14 protein-coding genes are annotated in these 14,507 nt (G+C 71.0%); 8 read left to right on the top strand and 6 right to left on the bottom strand.

All coding sequences use genetic code 11. From position 1 onward, the window contains the following. Positions 1-40 precede the first annotated feature (40 nt). Together KHU32_RS21850 and KHU32_RS21855 are read left to right on the top strand one after the other, a co-directional pair. Complete coding sequence (locus KHU32_RS21850; protein WP_213672294.1) at positions 41-904, top strand: isocitrate lyase/PEP mutase family protein; 864 nt, start codon at positions 41-43, stop codon at positions 902-904. Between the two features lie 66 nt (positions 905-970). After that, on the top strand, positions 971-1,924 hold the full coding sequence (locus KHU32_RS21855) for a tripartite tricarboxylate transporter substrate binding protein (protein ID WP_213672295.1): 954 nt from the start codon (positions 971-973) through the stop codon (positions 1,922-1,924). A gap of 22 nt (positions 1,925-1,946) precedes the next feature. On the opposite strand, the gene KHU32_RS21860 is transcribed toward KHU32_RS21855, so the two are convergent. Beyond that, on the bottom strand, positions 1,947-2,960 hold the full coding sequence (locus KHU32_RS21860) for a helix-turn-helix domain-containing protein (RefSeq protein ID WP_213672296.1): 1,014 nt from the start codon (positions 2,958-2,960) through the stop codon (positions 1,947-1,949). A 258-nt stretch (positions 2,961-3,218) separates the two neighbouring features. On the opposite strand from KHU32_RS21860, the gene KHU32_RS21865 reads away from it, so the two are divergent. Further along, positions 3,219-4,142 (top strand): TauD/TfdA dioxygenase family protein, encoded by a 924-nt coding sequence (locus tag KHU32_RS21865; RefSeq protein ID WP_213672297.1) that lies wholly within the window; start codon positions 3,219-3,221, stop codon positions 4,140-4,142. A 48-nt stretch (positions 4,143-4,190) separates the two neighbouring features. Here the strand turns inward: KHU32_RS21865 and KHU32_RS21870 are convergent, their stop codons facing one another. Beyond that, entirely contained in the window at positions 4,191-5,015 is an 825-nt protein-coding gene (locus tag KHU32_RS21870; protein ID WP_213672298.1) for a sulfurtransferase, read from the bottom strand. A 328-nt stretch (positions 5,016-5,343) separates the two neighbouring features. Between KHU32_RS21870 and KHU32_RS21875 the strand changes: the two genes are divergently transcribed. From KHU32_RS21875 to KHU32_RS21895, 5 genes are all read left to right on the top strand, one after another. Further along, positions 5,344-6,153 carry a MetQ/NlpA family ABC transporter substrate-binding protein gene (locus KHU32_RS21875; protein ID WP_213672299.1) on the top strand — a complete coding sequence of 270 codons (810 nt, stop codon included), beginning with the start codon at positions 5,344-5,346 and terminating at the stop codon, positions 6,151-6,153. Between the two features lie 5 nt (positions 6,154-6,158). Further along, a complete protein-coding gene (locus KHU32_RS23370) occupies positions 6,159-7,283 on the top strand; it encodes a methionine ABC transporter ATP-binding protein (protein WP_213672300.1) in 1,125 nt (374 codons plus the stop codon). Continuing rightward, positions 7,264-7,920 carry a methionine ABC transporter permease gene (locus KHU32_RS21885; RefSeq protein WP_213672301.1) on the top strand — a complete coding sequence of 219 codons (657 nt, stop codon included), beginning with the start codon at positions 7,264-7,266 and terminating at the stop codon, positions 7,918-7,920. Before KHU32_RS23370 ends, KHU32_RS21885 begins: the two co-directional genes overlap by 20 nt. A gap of 157 nt (positions 7,921-8,077) precedes the next feature. Then, complete coding sequence (locus tag KHU32_RS21890; RefSeq protein WP_213672302.1) at positions 8,078-9,790, top strand: thiamine pyrophosphate-binding protein; 1,713 nt, start codon at positions 8,078-8,080, stop codon at positions 9,788-9,790. 51 nt (positions 9,791-9,841) lie between these two features. Then, positions 9,842-10,531, top strand: a complete 690-nt coding sequence (locus KHU32_RS21895; protein WP_213672303.1) for a GntR family transcriptional regulator — start codon at positions 9,842-9,844, stop codon at positions 10,529-10,531. Positions 10,532-10,588: 57 nt separating this feature from the next. Here the strand turns inward: KHU32_RS21895 and KHU32_RS21900 are convergent, their stop codons facing one another. The 4 genes from KHU32_RS21900 to KHU32_RS21915 are packed head-to-tail and all read right to left on the bottom strand — an operon-like array spanning position 10,589 to position 14,486. Next, positions 10,589-12,091 carry a tripartite tricarboxylate transporter permease gene (locus KHU32_RS21900; protein ID WP_213672304.1) on the bottom strand — a complete coding sequence of 501 codons (1,503 nt, stop codon included), beginning with the start codon at positions 12,089-12,091 and terminating at the stop codon, positions 10,589-10,591. Positions 12,092-12,104: 13 nt separating this feature from the next. Beyond that, on the bottom strand, positions 12,105-12,587 hold the full coding sequence (locus KHU32_RS21905) for a tripartite tricarboxylate transporter TctB family protein (protein WP_213672305.1): 483 nt from the start codon (positions 12,585-12,587) through the stop codon (positions 12,105-12,107). After that, on the bottom strand, positions 12,587-13,528 hold the full coding sequence (locus KHU32_RS21910; protein WP_213672306.1) for a Bug family tripartite tricarboxylate transporter substrate binding protein: 942 nt from the start codon (positions 13,526-13,528) through the stop codon (positions 12,587-12,589). Before KHU32_RS21910 ends, KHU32_RS21905 begins: the two co-directional genes overlap by 1 nt. 13 nt (positions 13,529-13,541) lie before the next feature. After that, on the bottom strand, positions 13,542-14,486 hold the full coding sequence (locus tag KHU32_RS21915; RefSeq protein ID WP_213672307.1) for a Bug family tripartite tricarboxylate transporter substrate binding protein: 945 nt from the start codon (positions 14,484-14,486) through the stop codon (positions 13,542-13,544). Positions 14,487-14,507 lie beyond the last annotated feature (21 nt).

Genomic DNA, 14,507 nt, shown 5'->3' on the forward strand with positions numbered 1-14,507 from the left:
CCCCTAACCTCCCGGCAAGCAACCCTGCCGAGGAAACACCATGACCGCTCCCGAACGTATGCGCGCGCTGCTCGCGCGGCCGGATTTCGTCACCATGCCCGCCGTGTGGGACGGGATCAGCGCCAAGCTGGCGGCGGAAGCGGGCTTCCAGACGGCCTTCCTCTCCGGCTCCTGCGTGGCGGCCAGCCGGCTCGGCGGCCCCGACCTCGACCTCATCTCCTTCGGCGAGATGTTCGACAGCTTCAACATGGTGCGCGGCGCCGCGCCGGACACGCTGGTCCTGGCCGATGGCGACCACGGCTACGGCAATGCGATGAACGTGCAGCGCACCGTGCGCGCCTATGGCCGCGCCGGCGCCGCCGCCATCCTCATCGAGGACAAGATCACCCCCCGTGCCCTCACGGCCGCCGGCAAGCCCTGCCTGCCGCGCGAGGAAGCGCGCATGAAGGTCCGCGCCGCCATCCAGGCCGCCAAGGAATCCGGCATCCTCGTCATGGCGCGCACCGATTGCCGCCCGACGCAGGGCATCGAGGAGGCGGTGGCCCGCATCGAGATCTTCGTCGAGGAAGGTGCCGACATCCTCTTCCTCGACAGCCCGGCCGATGACGGTGAGTTCCGCCGCGCCGTCGCCGCCGCCAAGGGCCGGCCGTCCTTCGCCGTGCTCTCCCCGGGACCGGGCCGCGCCATTCCGAACCGCGAGCAGGCGATCGATATCGGCCTCAAGATCGGCACCTACCCGACGGCGATGCTCTCGCCCGCCATCGCGGGGCTGAAGGCCGGCCTCGCCGCCCTCGCCGCGGGCGGGGCGGAAGCCGCCTCCGCCCTGCCGGGGCCGGAACTGCGCGACACCCTCGGCTACGGCGACTACGACGTTCAGGCCCAGCCCTTCCACGCGAAGGGCTGAGCCAGGCTTCAGGACCGGAGGCGGAGCCAATCCGCCCCGGGCGAAGCCCAGGGGAGGAAGTAAGCGATGCAGACCAGGCGTCACCTCCTGGGCGCGGGGGCCGGCCTTGCCGGCGCCTCCGCGCTGCCCGTCCGAAACGCCGGGGCCGCCGACTGGCCCGGGCGTCCGGTCACCCTCCTGGTGCCCTGGGCGCCCGGCGGCGGCACGGATGCCGTGGGCCGGGCGCTCGCACGGGGCCTCTCGGCCCGGCTCGGCGTTCCCGTCCCTGTGCTCAACCGCGCGGGAGGCAACGGCACGATCGGCCACATGGCGATCCGCGACGCGGCACCCGACGGCCACACGATCGGCTTCGTCGTGCCCCAGCTCATCACCGCGCCGCTGCTGGGCCCGGTCCCGGTCACCTGGCGGGAGCTGCAGCCCCTCGCCCTCCTCAATGCGGATCCGGCGGCCATCACGGTCGGCGCGGCGAAGCCCTGGCGAACCCTTGCCGAGTTCGTCGAGGAGGCGCGCCGCCAGCCCCGCACGCTGCGGGTCGGCAATAGCGGCCAGGGCGGCGCCTGGCACATGGCCGCGCTGGAGCTCGAGAAGAAGGCCGGGATCGAGCTGATCCACGTGCCCTATGCCAGCGCCGGCCCCGCGCTGCAGGACCTGGTCGGCGGCCATATCGACGCCGTGGCCTTCAGCGCAGCCGAGGCACGGGCCCCGGTCTCGGGCGGCCAAGCCCGGATGATCGCCGTGGCGGCGCCCGAGCGCCTGCGGGCCTATCCCGAGGTGGCGACGGCCCGCGAGCAGGGCTTCGACCTGGACGTCAGCACCTGGCGCGGCCTCGCCACCGCGAAGGGAACGCCGGCGGCGATCCTCGCGCGCCTGGAAGATGCCGTCCGCCAGTCGCTGGAAGACGAGGCCTTCCAGGGCTTCATGACCCAGCAGGGCTTCGGCGTCCGCTTCATGCAGGCCGCGGCCTTCGAGACCTTCCTGGCCGAGCAGGACGCCAAGTACCACGCCTATTTCGGCGGCTGAGCTCCACCCGCCGCGGGCGCGCTCAGTGCGGCCGCTGCATGATCGCCGAGAGCTTGGCGCCCAGGGACGGAAAGGCGGCCTCGGCCCGCGGCAGGGACAGGTTCTCGAGCGCCATGGCGCGCAGATCCGTGGGTGACAGGCCGAATTCCCGCTTGAAAGACCGGCTGAACTGCGACGGATCGTCGAAGCCCACGCTGGCCGCGACGGCGCCGATGGAGGCGGTGTTCGAGATATCGCCCAGCAGCTCGCGGCAGCGGAGCAGCCGCTGGCGCTGGATGTAGCGCCCCACCCCGCCTTCGGATTGCAGCAGGCGGTAGAGCTCCGAGCGCGACACGCCGACGAGCGCGCAGAGCCTGGCGGCGCCCAGGTCGGGCGAGTCCAGATGCTGGCGAATGGCGCGGCGGATCCGGTCGAGGCGCGTCGCGCCGATCAGCCCGGACGCCTCCGCCAGGCGGTCCTTCGAAGGCACGACGCAGGCGCCGACCATGGCGCGCACCGCCGCCGTCACATGCGGCAGGTCACTGGGCTGCGCCTCGGCGAGGCTGCGCATGACGCCCCGCAGGAAATCCCGCAGCAGCCGGCCCAGCCCGGTCTCGAGGCCGAGCCAGCAGGCCGCGTCGAGCTGCCCGGCCAGATCGGCGAAGGTGTCCCGCGGGAGGTAGAACTGCAGCCTCTCATCCGCCGCGCGCTCGCTCGCGAAGGACTGCGCCATGGAGACGAGGAACGGCGTCTGCGCGGGGATGAGCACGGAGGAGGCCGCGGTGCTGATCCCGGTCGGCTGCTGCCCCACGGTGAGCACCCAGTGATCGATCGGATTGCGGTGCACCAGCGTGCTCGTGCGGGTGTTCCGGACGGCGGGCGCCCCGACCTGCGCGACGGCCAGCCCGTCCAGCGGCCAGTAGCGGCTCTCGGACAGGAAGCCCTCGGCCGGATCGTTCGGATTGGTGATCTCGAAGGCCGAGGAGAACCAGCTGCGGCAGGCGTCGAATTGCTGGGCGACGGGGATGTCTCGGTTGGAAATGATCTCGGGGATCATGGGAATACTCTTTGCCTCGGCAGGCGATCCGGAAACCGCCCATCATTCCCAAACTAGGCATCTTTCACCGCAACGACAACGATATTGCCGTGACGGCCAGTTCCGATGGGCCGCCGACGGCACCACCGCCCCTCAATAACGATAAATTATCGTGTATTGACATTATTGTCTTCAATACATAGTGAATTGAGGTTGAATGCCCTGCCGGCCGCCCTGTGGATGCCGTGCCCGTGCCGGCACATCGAAAGGATTGCCCAGATGAGTGCCCATACACTGACCGCCGAAGCCCCACGGCCCGCCCCGCTCGTCGACCCCCTGCGCGTGCTCGACGTCGCGCCCTGGCGGAAAGGGGCGGAACAGGTCGGCGACGTGCGGCTCATCCCCCACAGCCCGGTCCTCGGCGCCCGGGTGGAGGGCTTCCGCGTCGCGCATCTGGCCGATGCCGCGGTGCGCCAGTTCCTCTACGACCAACTGCTGAACCGCGGCTTCCTGGTCTTCGCGCCGGGCAGCTTCGCGGCCGCCGACTTCGTCGAGGTCGTGAAGCTCTTCGGGAGCCCGCAGTATCTAGGCACGCCCCATACGCCGAAGTCGCAGGTGAACCGGGCGATGAACACCATCGATTCCCGCACCAAGAAGACCCGCGCCAACTACATCTGGCACATCGACCAGGCCTTCCAGCCCGAGCCCACGCGCTTCACCGCCCTCTACGGCGAGGTGGTGCCCGAGGCCGGCGGCGACACCATCTTCGCCAATGCCGCCGCGGCCTACGACCTGCTGGACCCGCTGCTGGCGACCTATCTGGAGACCCTGACGGCCATCCAGTCCTTCGACGCGCAGGGCTTCCTCACCTACGCCTACGGCCATGACGCCGAGCTGCTGGCCCGCCAGCGCGCCGCCAACCCGCCGATCGAGACGCCGGTGATCAAGACCCATCCTGAGACGGGCCGGAAGCAGATCTTCGTGAGCGAGCTCTACACCACGCGCATCGTCGGCGTGTCGCCGATCGCGAGCCAGGCCCTGCTCAGCCTGCTCTTCGACGTCATCAAGTCGCCGGAGATCCAGACGCGCTTCCGCTGGGAAGAGGGCGCGGCGGTGATCTGGGACAACCGCCTCGTGCAGCACCGCGGCGTCGGCGACTTCGGCACGCAGCACCGCCTGCTGCACCGCGCCGTCGTCGCCTGACGAGAGCGAGCGGGAGGAAAGCTGCACCGCCTTCCTCCCAAAGCGCCTTCAGGCCTCCACGGGCCGGGACGGATCGGCCGTCCACTCCGACCAGGAGCCCGGGTAGAGCGCCGTTTCCGTTCCCAGCTCCGACAAGGCCGCCAGCAGGAAGGTCGAGGCGACGCCGCCGCCGCAATAGGCCGCGACGGGCCGGCTCAGATCGACGCCGCTCTCGGCCAGGATCGCCCGCAGCCGCTCCGGCGGCAGCAGGGCGCCCTCCGCATCCAGCAGCGCGGAAGCGGGGAGGCTGCGGGCGCCGGGGATGTGCTTCTTGCCCTCGCCGGAGAAATCCAGCCGCGGCCGCGCATCGATCAGCGTGCCCTGCACCACGAAATCCAGGACCTCGCCGGCCTCGAGATGCGGGAGGCCGCCCGCGCGCAGGGTGATGTTCCCCGGCGCGGCCGCGGCCGCCTCGCCCTCTTCCAGGGCGAAACCGGCCCGCTTCCAGGCGGCCAGCCCGCCCTCCAGGATACGGACATTCGGCAGCCCGGCCCAGCGCAGGACCCACCAGGCGCGGCCGGCCGGGCCGCCCGTGGTGTCGTCATAAACCACGACCTCGCTCTCCGCCGTGAGGCCCCAGGCGCGCGCGGCCTCCTGCAGGCGTTCCAGATCCGGCAGGGGATTGGCCCCGCGCCCCTTGAGGCTCGTATCGGCGAGCTGCTCGGGCAGGCTCACGAAATGCGCGCCGGGGAGATGACCCTGCAGGTAGCGCGCCGGCTGCGCGCCCCGACCCGGATCGAAGCGGATGTCGAGCAGGACGGGGCGGGCCCCACCCCGCAAGGCCTCGGCGAGGGCGGCGGCGGTGATGAAGTTGCGGCGGGGCGGTGCGGACATGGCTTGATCCTGTTGGGAGACCATCGGTCTCGCTCGATGAGGAGACCTTTCTACACATCACAAGGATTGAAAAACCAGTTGCACTGTTAATTTTTGTTGTTATTCCTATTCACCATGACCTTCCGCCTCCAGGCCCAGAACGCCGAGAGCCTGACGCCGCCGCACCGGCCGGTGCAGGCGCGATGTCGGGCGCTTGCCGCCTAGCGCCGCGCGCCCTCCCCGCGGGGCAACGAGTGCCCGGAACCGCCCATACCCTATCCCTTCGTGATCCCTTCGTGCGCTGCCCGCCGGCCGTGCGCCCCCTGAACCACGCCTCCAGGAGTTCGCCATGAACAGACGCTCCCTGCTTGCCGCCCTTCCCGCCGCCGCCATCCTGCCCGGCTTGCGCTCCGCCCACGCACAGGACCTCAACCGCCTCAAGGTCGGCGTGCGCGGTGGCGTGGACGAGCAGATCTTCGAGGTCGTCACCCGTGTCGCCGCGCGCGACGGGCTGACGATCGACGCCATCGTCATCACCGGCACGGTCAGCCCGAACCGGGCGCTGGCTGACGGCGAGCTGCACGCCAACTCCTTCCAGCACATCCCCTTCCTGAACGCCGAGAACCGGGCGCGCGGCTACCGGATCGTCCCGATCGGGGACACCTACATCTCCCCGGTCGCGATCTATTCCAGGAAGCACCGCTCCCTCGAGGCGCTGCCGCAGGCCGCGCGCATCGGCATCCCCGAGGACGTCTCCAACCAGACCCGCGCGCTGATCCTGCTCTCCGCCAAGGGGCTGATCACGCTGCGCAGCGGCATCGACATCTTCAAGGACACGGTCACCCTCGCGGACGTCGCCTCCAATCCGCGGCAGTTCCGCCTGATCGAGGTGCCGGGGCTGGTGCTGGCGCGCTCCATCGTGGAGTTCGACGCCGGCATCATCACCAACAACTGGGCCTCGCAGGTGAACCTCCTCGCCACGCGCGACGGCATCGCCATCGAGGCCCGGGAGAACAACCCCTACGTCAACATCATCGCGGTCCGTGAGCAGGACCGGAACGCGCCCTGGGGCCCGCGCCTCGTGCGCGCCTACCAGTCCGAGGATGTCCGCCGCTTCATCGCCGAGCAGTTTCAGGGCTCGGTGCTGCCGGCCTTCTGACCCGCATGAGCCAGGACATCCTGACCGCCCCGCCGTCGGAGGCGCCCGCGGCGCCGCTGCCGGAGGCGACCGCCCCGCTGCCGCCCTCGGTGGTCTTCGAACGGGTGGGCAAGCGCTTCTCCGACGCCCCGGACGCGGCGCCGGCGCTGGCGGAGGTCGACCTCGCGATCGGCACGGGGGAGATCTTCGGCATCATCGGGCGGTCCGGGGCCGGCAAGTCCACGCTGATCCGCACCATCAACCGGCTGGAGCGCCCGAGCTCCGGCCGCGTGCTGGTAGCCGGCACGGATGTCGGCACACTGGACAATGACGGGCTGATCGCGCTGCGCCGGCGCACCGGCATGATCTTCCAGCACTTCAACCTGCTCTCCGCCAAGACGGTCTTCGGCAATGTCGCCCTGCCGCTGCGCGTGGCCGGCCTGCCGCGCCGCGTGATCGAGGAGCGGGTGCGCAACCTGCTCGATCTCGTCGGCCTGGCCGACAAGCGCGACGCCTATCCCGCCCAGCTCTCGGGCGGGCAGAAGCAGCGCGTCGGCATCGCGCGCGCCATGGTGCACGAGCCCGAGATCCTGCTCTGCGACGAGGCGACCTCCGCCCTCGATCCCGAGACGACGCAGTCCATCCTGACGCTGCTGCGCGACATCAACCGCCGGCTCGGCCTGACCATCGTGCTGATCACGCATGAGATGGCCGTGATCCGGGAGATCTGCGATCGCGTGGCCGTGCTCGAGCGCGGGCGCGTGGTGGAGGAAGGGCCGGTCTGGCGCGTCTTCGGCGCGCCGTCCCATCCCGCGACCGCGGCGCTGCTGCGGCCGCTGGTGCACGACCTGCCGGCCGAGCTTCACGCCCGGCTGCAGGCCACGCCGCCGCCCGGTCCGCACGAGACCCTCCTCGGCCTGCGCTATGCGGGCGACAGGCGGGGCGATCCGCCGCTCGCCGCCCTCGCCGCCACCCTCGGCCCCACGCTACGGCTGCTGCATGGCGGCGTGGACCGCATCCAGGACCATCCGCAGGGCCTGCTCATCGTGGCCGTGGAGCTGTCTCCCACGGAACTGCCGCAACGCCTGGCCCGCGCCGGCGCGCTGGCCGACCGCATCGAGGTTCTGGGCCATGTCCCCCTTACTAATTGAGCGCTGCCTGCGGGCCCTGGCCGATACGCTGACGATGGTGGGCGTCTCCTGCCTCATCGTCTTCGCGGCGGGGCTGGTGCTGGGGGTGACGCTGGTCACGACGGAGCGCGGCGGGCTCTTCCCGCTGCCGGCGTTCAACCGCCTGCTGGGCCTGGTCATCAACGGCTTCCGCGCAGTGCCCTTCATCATCCTGCTGGTGGTGCTGCTGCCCTTCACCCGCTTCGTGGTGGGCACCACGATCGGCGTCTGGGGCGCGGTCGTGCCGCTTTCCATCAGCCTGATCCCCTTCTTCGCCCGCATCACCGAGGTCAGCCTGCGCGAGGTCGATCACGGGCTGGTCGAGGCCGCACAGGCGATGGGCTGCCGGCGCCGCCACCTCATCTGGCACGTGCTGCTGCCGGAGGCGCTGCCGGGGCTGATCGGCGGGGCGACCATCGCCACCGTCGCCCTGATCGGCGCCTCCGCCATGGCCGGCGCGGTGGGCGCCGGCGGCCTGGGCGACCTCGCCATCCGCTATGGCTACGAGCGCTACGAGACCACCGTGATGGCCTATGTGATCGTCATCCTGATCCTGCTGGTCAGTGCCGTGCAGCTGGCGGGCGACCATCTGGCGCGCGTCTTCAACCGCCGGCGCTGAGCGCCGGTCCGGCGGAAGCCGGGCCTTCCTCTCCAATCCCGTCGCGGCCGGCGCCCATCGGGGCGCCGGCCCTGTCGCATGCGCTCTGCCACGCGCCGTTGTTCATTATACGATATAACCGTAATCTTCCCTCCAACATGAGGAGGGAACCCGCCAGATGACCGTCGTCCCGATGCTGCAGGAGCGCATCCCCACCCCGGACGCCATCGCGCTCGTCCTCAAGGAGGCGGGGATCGAGATGGTCTTCGGCATCTCCGGCGGCCATACCGGCACCGTCTTCGGTGCCCTCTCCCGGCAGCAAAACGCGATCCGCACCGTGCTCGTCCGTGAGGAATCCCTGGCGGGAGTCATGGCCGAGGTCTACGGCCGCCTCACCCGCAAGCCGGGCGTCGTGCTGGGTCAGGGGCCCTGGGTGCTGGGCAATGGGCTGATCGGCACGATCGAGGCCTATTTCTCCAGCTCGCCCATGCTGCTGCTGACCGATTTCAGCGACACGCCCGCCTATTCGCTGCACGGCCCCTACCAGTCCGGCACCGGCGACTATGGCAGCTGGGACGCCCGCCGCAGCTTCGGCGGCGTGACCAAGCAGGTCTTCTCCGCGCTCGATCCCGGCATGGCGGTGCAGGCGACGCAGCTGGCCGTGAAGCATGCCATGGCCGGGCAGCCGGGGCCGGTGGCGGTGCTGCTGAGCCTCGCGGCCCTGGCCGGACATGTCGGGCCGGAGACGCAGCCGCGCCTCTACCCCACCTCCCACTACCTCCCGCCCCCGCCCAGCCTGGCCGAGGCCGCGCGCGTGGCCGCCGCCGCGGAGGCCATCCGCGCGGCGGAGCGCCCCATCATCGTCGCGGGCAACGGGGTGCGCATCGCCCAGGCCTATCCCCAGCTGCGCCGCCTGGCCGAGCGGCTGGGCGCGCCCGTCGTCACCACGCCCTCCGGCAAGGGCGTGCTGGAGGAGGTGCATCCCCTGGCCCTCGGCGTCTTCGGAACCTTCGGCACCGCCGCGGCCAATGCCGCCGTGGCCGAGGCCGACCTCGTGATCGTCGCCGGCTCCAAGCTCACCGCCTCCGACACCGCGCGGGAGAACACCGCGCTCCTCGATCCCACGCGCCAGACCTTCATCCAGATCGACGTGGAGCCGAAGAACGCCGCCTGGACCTACCCGGCCGAGCACCAGCTCCTGGGCGATGCGGGCGCCGTGATGACGCAGCTCCTCGACCACCTGCCCGAGGACCGCCGCGCCGCCGGCGAGGCCCGGGTGGCGGCGCACCGGCGCGCGCACGGCTATTTCGACTTCCCGGAATACAACGCGCCCGACGCCCCCGTCCTGCCGCAGCGGATCATCGGCGAGCTGCACCGGCACCTGCCGGAGGACGTCATGATCTGCTGCGATGCCGGCGAGAACCGCATCTTCATGATGCATCTCTACCAGACGCGCCGGCCGGGCCACTTCGTCATGGCCGCGGGCGCCGGCCCCATGGGCTTCGCCATCCCCGCCGCCATGGCGACCAAGCTGATCCATCCCGAGCGCCCGGTCGTGGCCGTCTGCGGCGATGGCGGCTTCTCCATGACGATGAACGGCCTGCTGACGGCGCTGGAGAACGACATCCCCATCACGGTGGTCGTCTTCAACAACAGCGCGCTCGGCTGGTCGCTGCATTCGCGCGGGCCCTTCGCCGCCGAGTTCAACGACTTCGACTACGCGGCCATCGCGACCGCCATGGGCTGCCAGGGCCACCGCGTGAACCGGCCGGAGGAGCTGGCGTCCGCCCTCCAATCGGCCCTGTCCGCGCGGGTGCCGACGGTGATCGACGTGCGGACCTCGCTGGCCTCCTCCTACATCGACATGACGTCTCCGCTTGCGAAGGGATGAGCTCCGATGCCATCTGCCCCGTCATTCATGAATCGGGGCACAACGGCGTCCATGGCCGTCACTGAGGGAAAAGCGGAGACGGGCGGCGCGCTCGATCCGATCGGGCGGCAGAGCCTCAGCGCCATCGCCTATGAGAAGCTGCGCAAGGCCCTGATGACGGGCGAGCTCCATCCGGGGCTGCGGCTGAACGGCCGCGCCCTGGCGACACGGCTGGGCACCAGCCTCACCCCCGTCCGCGAGGCGCTGCTGCAGCTCGTGGCCGAGGGCGCGCTGGAGATGCAGGCCGGCCGCTCCATCTCGGTGCCCATGCTCTCCCGCGCCGCCTATCTGGAGCTGCGGGACCTGCGCATGACCGTGGAGGGCATGGGGGCCGAGCGCGCGGCGGCGGCGATCACGCCCGGCGGAATCGCGAAGCTGGCCCAGACCCACGAGAAGCTGGCCGCGGCCAAGCTCCGGAAGGACCTGGCCTCCTCCCTGAAGTGGAACGAGGCTTTCCACATTGGCCTGGCCACCGCGGCCGAGATGCCGCGCCTGCTGAAGATCGTGGAGGGGCTGTGGTCGCAGAGCGGCCCCTTCCTCAACTACCTCTTCGGCGAGCAGGGCGTGACGGTCGCCGACCCGCATCCGCACCTTCTGGTGCTGGAGGCGCTGCGCCGCCGGGACGGCGCGGCGGCCGCGGCCGCCATCCGCCAGGACATCCTCGAGGGCGGAACGAACCTCCTCGCGCATCTCGAGAACTGAGGCCGCCCGAACCGAGGCAGCCCTGGGGCCTCCGCGGAAGCGGAAGCCCCCTCGCCGTCAGGAACCGCCGTCCTGCACCACCGCCGGCCGCTTGCGGAAGACGAGGCCGCTCAGCAGCACCGCCGCCGAGACGATCAGGAAGCCCAGCGCGATCGGATGATGGACCACCTGCGTGAGGTCCCCGTCCGAGATCAGCAGCGCCTGGCGCAGCGAGCGCTCGAGCGTGGGGCCGAGCACATAGGCCAGCACCAGCGGGCCGAGATCGAAGCCGCCCCGCCGCAGCAGGAATCCCACGATCCCGAAGGCGGCCGCCAGCAGCACGTCGAAGTGGTTCAGCCCGGTGCTCCAGGTGCCGATCACGCAGACGAGCAGGATGGCCGTCGCCATGAAGCGCCGCGGCACCTCCAGCGCGCGCACGAAGAAGCCCACGAAGGGCAGGTTCAGCACGAGCAGGATGAAGTTGCCGAGATACATGGAGGCGATGACGCCCCAGTAGAGCTCCGGCTGCCGCTCCAGGATCATCGGGCCGGGCTGCACGCCATGCACCAGCAGCGCGCCGAGCAGCAGCGCCGTCACGGCATTGGACGGGATGCCCAGCGTCAGCAGCGGGATGAAGGCGCCCGCCGTGCCGCTGTTGTTGGCGCTCTCCGGGCCGGCGACGCCCTCGATGGCGCCCTTGCCGAACTCCTCCGGATACTTCGTCAGCCGCTTCTCGACCGCGTAGGACAGGAAGGAGGCCAGCACCGCTCCGCCGCCCGGCAGCAGCCCGACGAAGAAGCCGAGCACCGAGCCGCGGGCGATGGGCATGGCGCTGCGCTTCCACTCCGTCCGGTTCGGCATGAAGCCGAGCAGCGTGGAGGGCGGGCGCAGGATCTCGGGCTTCTTGTCGCCCGAGAGGGCGAGGAACAGCAGCTCCGACAGGCCGAAGAGGCCGAGCGCCAGCGGCGCGATATTCACCCCGTCCACCAGCGCGGGAATGCCGAAGGTGAAGCGCGAGGTGCCGGTGATGGGATCCAGGCCGACCGAGCCGAGGAAAAGCCCGACCAGCGCCATCAGCGCCGCCTTGGCCACGCCCGAGGCGGCGAAGAAGGCGATGAGCGAAAGCCCCGCCAGCATCAGCGCCGCATATTCCCAGGGGCCGAAGGCGATGACGAGCTCCGCCAGCGGCGGCGAAAGCAGCATCACGCCCAGCACGCCGAAGGTGCCCGCGATGAAGCTGCCGATGGCCGCGATGCCCAGCGCCGCGCCCGCCCGGCCCTTCCGGGCCATGGCATAGCCGTCGATGCAGGTCACGACCGAGGAGGCCTCGCCCGGGATGCGCATCAGCACGGAGGTGATCGTGCCGCCATAGGCCACGCCGTAATAGATGCCGGCCAGCAGGATGATGGCCCCCGTCGGGTCCAGCTTGAGGCTGATCGGCAGGAGCAGCGCGATGGTCGTCGCCGGGCCGAGGCCCGGCAGCACGCCCACCAGCGTGCCGAGAACCGCGCCGATCAGGCAGAGGCTCAGGTTCTGGAAGGTCATCAGGACGCCAAAGCCCTGGAGAAGCCCGTCCATCATGGGGAAACTCTCCTCAGCCCAGGCGCAGCAGGCCGAACGAAGCGATCAGCCGCTCCGCCGCGCCTTCGGGGAAAGGCACGCCAAGGGCCGTGCCGAAGAGCAGCGTCACACCCGCCACCAGCGCCACCGACCAGAGGAGCGACTCCCTCATCGGCCGGTTCTCGCCGAAGCGCAGCACCAGCAGCGTGGCGGCGAAGCCCGTGACGATGAAGCCGAGATAGGGCAGCGCGATCGCCACGCCGAGCATCGCCGCGCCGTAGGCGAGGAAGCAGCGGGAGCGCAGCGGCGACGCCTCGCCGCCCTCCAGCTCCCCGTCGCCGGGCGCGGCCATGACGCCGATGGCCGCGATCGCGATCAGCACGGCCAGGATCTGCGGCACCAGGCCGGGGCCCGGCCCCTCGAAGGGCGACCAGGTCTGCAGGCGCGATGCCTCCCACCCCGCGAGGCCGGCGAAGATCAGGGCCGCGATGCCGACGCCGCGCGCATAGCCCCGCATCAGCGCCGCGCCAGCCCGGCTTCGCGAAGCTGCTCGCCGTAGCGGACGAAGCCCTCGCGGATGGCGCGCTCGAACTCCGGCGCGGTCTGGATGGCCGGGACCATGCCGAAGCGGCCCAGGGCCTCTTCCACCGCCGGCATGGCGGCGGCGCGCTGGATCGCATCGCCCAGCACCGCGAGCCGCTCGGCCGGGACGCCCCGCGGCGCCACGAAGCCGAGAAGGCTTTCGATGGTCACGTCGAAGCCCGCCTCGCGCAGGGTCGGCACGTCCGGGAACTCCTTCCAGCGGGCGGGGCTGGCAGAGGCGAGCATGCGCATGCGGCCGGACTGGATGGCCGGGATCATCTCCGGCGGCGTCTGCGACGTCGCCTCCACATGCCCGCCGATCGCCGCCGTCACTGCCTCGGCGCCCGACTGGAAGGGCACGAAGCCGAAGCGCGTGCCGTATTTCCGGTTGAGATCGAAGAGGCCGAGATTGTTCGGCGGCCCGGTCGCGCTGAAGGTGATGCGGCGCGCCTTGGCCGCGTTGACCAGGTCCTGGATGGAGCCGTAGGGGCTGTCGGCCCGCACGCCGATCCCATAGAGGAACCGCGCCGTGCCCGGCAGATAGGCGAAGCTGTCGAGCGTGTAGCCCACCTCGAACATGTGCGGCGCGATGGCGAGGCCGGACATGGCGGCGCTGCCGATGGTGTGGCCGTCGGGCCGCGCCTGCGAGACCTGGGTCGGCGCCGCCGTCCCCTGCCCGCCCGTGCGGTTCACGATCTGCATCGGCACGCCCAGGATCTTCTCCGCCTCGGCGCAGATCGCGCGGACGGAGACGTCGGTGGAGCCGCCGGCGCCGAAGGGCACCAGCACGGTGACCTCGCGGTCCGGCCAGCGGGCCTGGGCCAGGGCCGGCACCGCCAGCAGGGAGGAGCCGAGGATCAGGCCGCGGCGCTTCATCGCGATCTCCATCTCAGCGCCTCGCCAGGCCGGCGGCGCGCAGATGCGGGCCGAATTCCGCGAAGGCCGTGCGCTGCATGCGCTCGAAATCCGCGGCCGCGACGGGCGCGGGGATCATGCCGAAGCGGTGCAGCGTGTCGGCCACCGCCGGCGCCTGCGCCGCCTGGAGGAAGGCGCGGGACAGCAGCTCCACGCGCTCCGACGGAATGTCCTTCGGCCCGACCAGGCCGAGCACGCTGTCCACCGCGAGGTCGATGCCCTGCTCGCGCAGGGTGCCGACATCGGGGAACTCCTTCCACCGCACGTCACTGGCCGAAGCGAGCAGCCGCAGGCGGCCGGATTGCAGCGCGGGCAGCATCTCGGGCGGGTTCTGGACCACGAAGTCCACATGCTTGCCGATGGCGGCCGTGACCGCTTCCGCGCCGCCCGGGAAGGGCACGAAGCCGAAGCGCGTGCGCAGCCGGGCATTCAGCTCGAACATGCCGATATTCTGCGGCGCGCCGGCAGCGGCGAAGGTCAGGCGGCGCTGCTTTCCGGCATCGATCAGCTCGGCCATCGTGCGGAACGGGCTGTCGGCCGGGACGGCGATTCCATAGAGGTAGCGCGCATAGCCCGGCAGGTAGCTGAAGCTGTCGAGCGTGTAGGACAGATCCAGCACATGCGGCATGATCGCGAGTGCCGCCATGCCGGCGGTCGCGAGCGTATAGCCGTCCGGCCGCGAGGTCGCGGCCTGGGCCGGGGCGCTGGTCCCCTGCCCGCCCGTGCGGTTCACGATCTGCACGGGGACGTTGAGGATCTTCTCCGCCTCCGCCGCCACCGCGCGGGTGCAGACATCGGTGGAGCCGCCCGCGCCATAGGCGACGAGGACGGTGATCTCGCGCTCCGGCCAGGCCGCGCGCGCGAGGGAGGGCAGCATCAGCGTGCCGCCCGTGGCCAAGAGGGCCTGCCTTCTGTTCATTCTTGTTCCTCCCTTGCCGGC

This window comes from Roseococcus pinisoli (genome assembly GCF_018413645.1).
GTDB classification, from domain to species: domain Bacteria; phylum Pseudomonadota; class Alphaproteobacteria; order Acetobacterales; family Acetobacteraceae; genus Roseococcus; species Roseococcus pinisoli.

Coding starts and splice junctions, on each gene's coding strand:
- KHU32_RS21855 (WP_213672295.1), top strand. CDS start 971: ATGCAGACCAGGCGTCACCTCCTGGGCGCGGGGGCCGGCCTTGCCGGC.
- KHU32_RS21875 (WP_213672299.1), top strand. CDS start 5,344: ATGAACAGACGCTCCCTGCTTGCCGCCCTTCCCGCCGCCGCCATCCTG.
- KHU32_RS21885 (WP_213672301.1), top strand. CDS start 7,264: ATGTCCCCCTTACTAATTGAGCGCTGCCTGCGGGCCCTGGCCGATACG.
- KHU32_RS21860 (WP_213672296.1), bottom strand. CDS start 2,960: ATGATCCCCGAGATCATTTCCAACCGAGACATCCCCGTCGCCCAGCAA.
- KHU32_RS21915 (WP_213672307.1), bottom strand. CDS start 14,486: ATGAACAGAAGGCAGGCCCTCTTGGCCACGGGCGGCACGCTGATGCTG.
- KHU32_RS21870 (WP_213672298.1), bottom strand. CDS start 5,015: ATGTCCGCACCGCCCCGCCGCAACTTCATCACCGCCGCCGCCCTCGCC.
- KHU32_RS21850 (WP_213672294.1), top strand. CDS start 41: ATGACCGCTCCCGAACGTATGCGCGCGCTGCTCGCGCGGCCGGATTTC.
- KHU32_RS21905 (WP_213672305.1), bottom strand. CDS start 12,587: ATGCGGGGCTATGCGCGCGGCGTCGGCATCGCGGCCCTGATCTTCGCC.
- KHU32_RS21865 (WP_213672297.1), top strand. CDS start 3,219: ATGAGTGCCCATACACTGACCGCCGAAGCCCCACGGCCCGCCCCGCTC.
- KHU32_RS21910 (WP_213672306.1), bottom strand. CDS start 13,528: ATGAAGCGCCGCGGCCTGATCCTCGGCTCCTCCCTGCTGGCGGTGCCG.
- KHU32_RS21900 (WP_213672304.1), bottom strand. CDS start 12,091: ATGATGGACGGGCTTCTCCAGGGCTTTGGCGTCCTGATGACCTTCCAG.
- KHU32_RS21890 (WP_213672302.1), top strand. CDS start 8,078: ATGACCGTCGTCCCGATGCTGCAGGAGCGCATCCCCACCCCGGACGCC.
- KHU32_RS21895 (WP_213672303.1), top strand. CDS start 9,842: ATGGCCGTCACTGAGGGAAAAGCGGAGACGGGCGGCGCGCTCGATCCG.
- KHU32_RS23370 (WP_213672300.1), top strand. CDS start 6,159: ATGAGCCAGGACATCCTGACCGCCCCGCCGTCGGAGGCGCCCGCGGCG.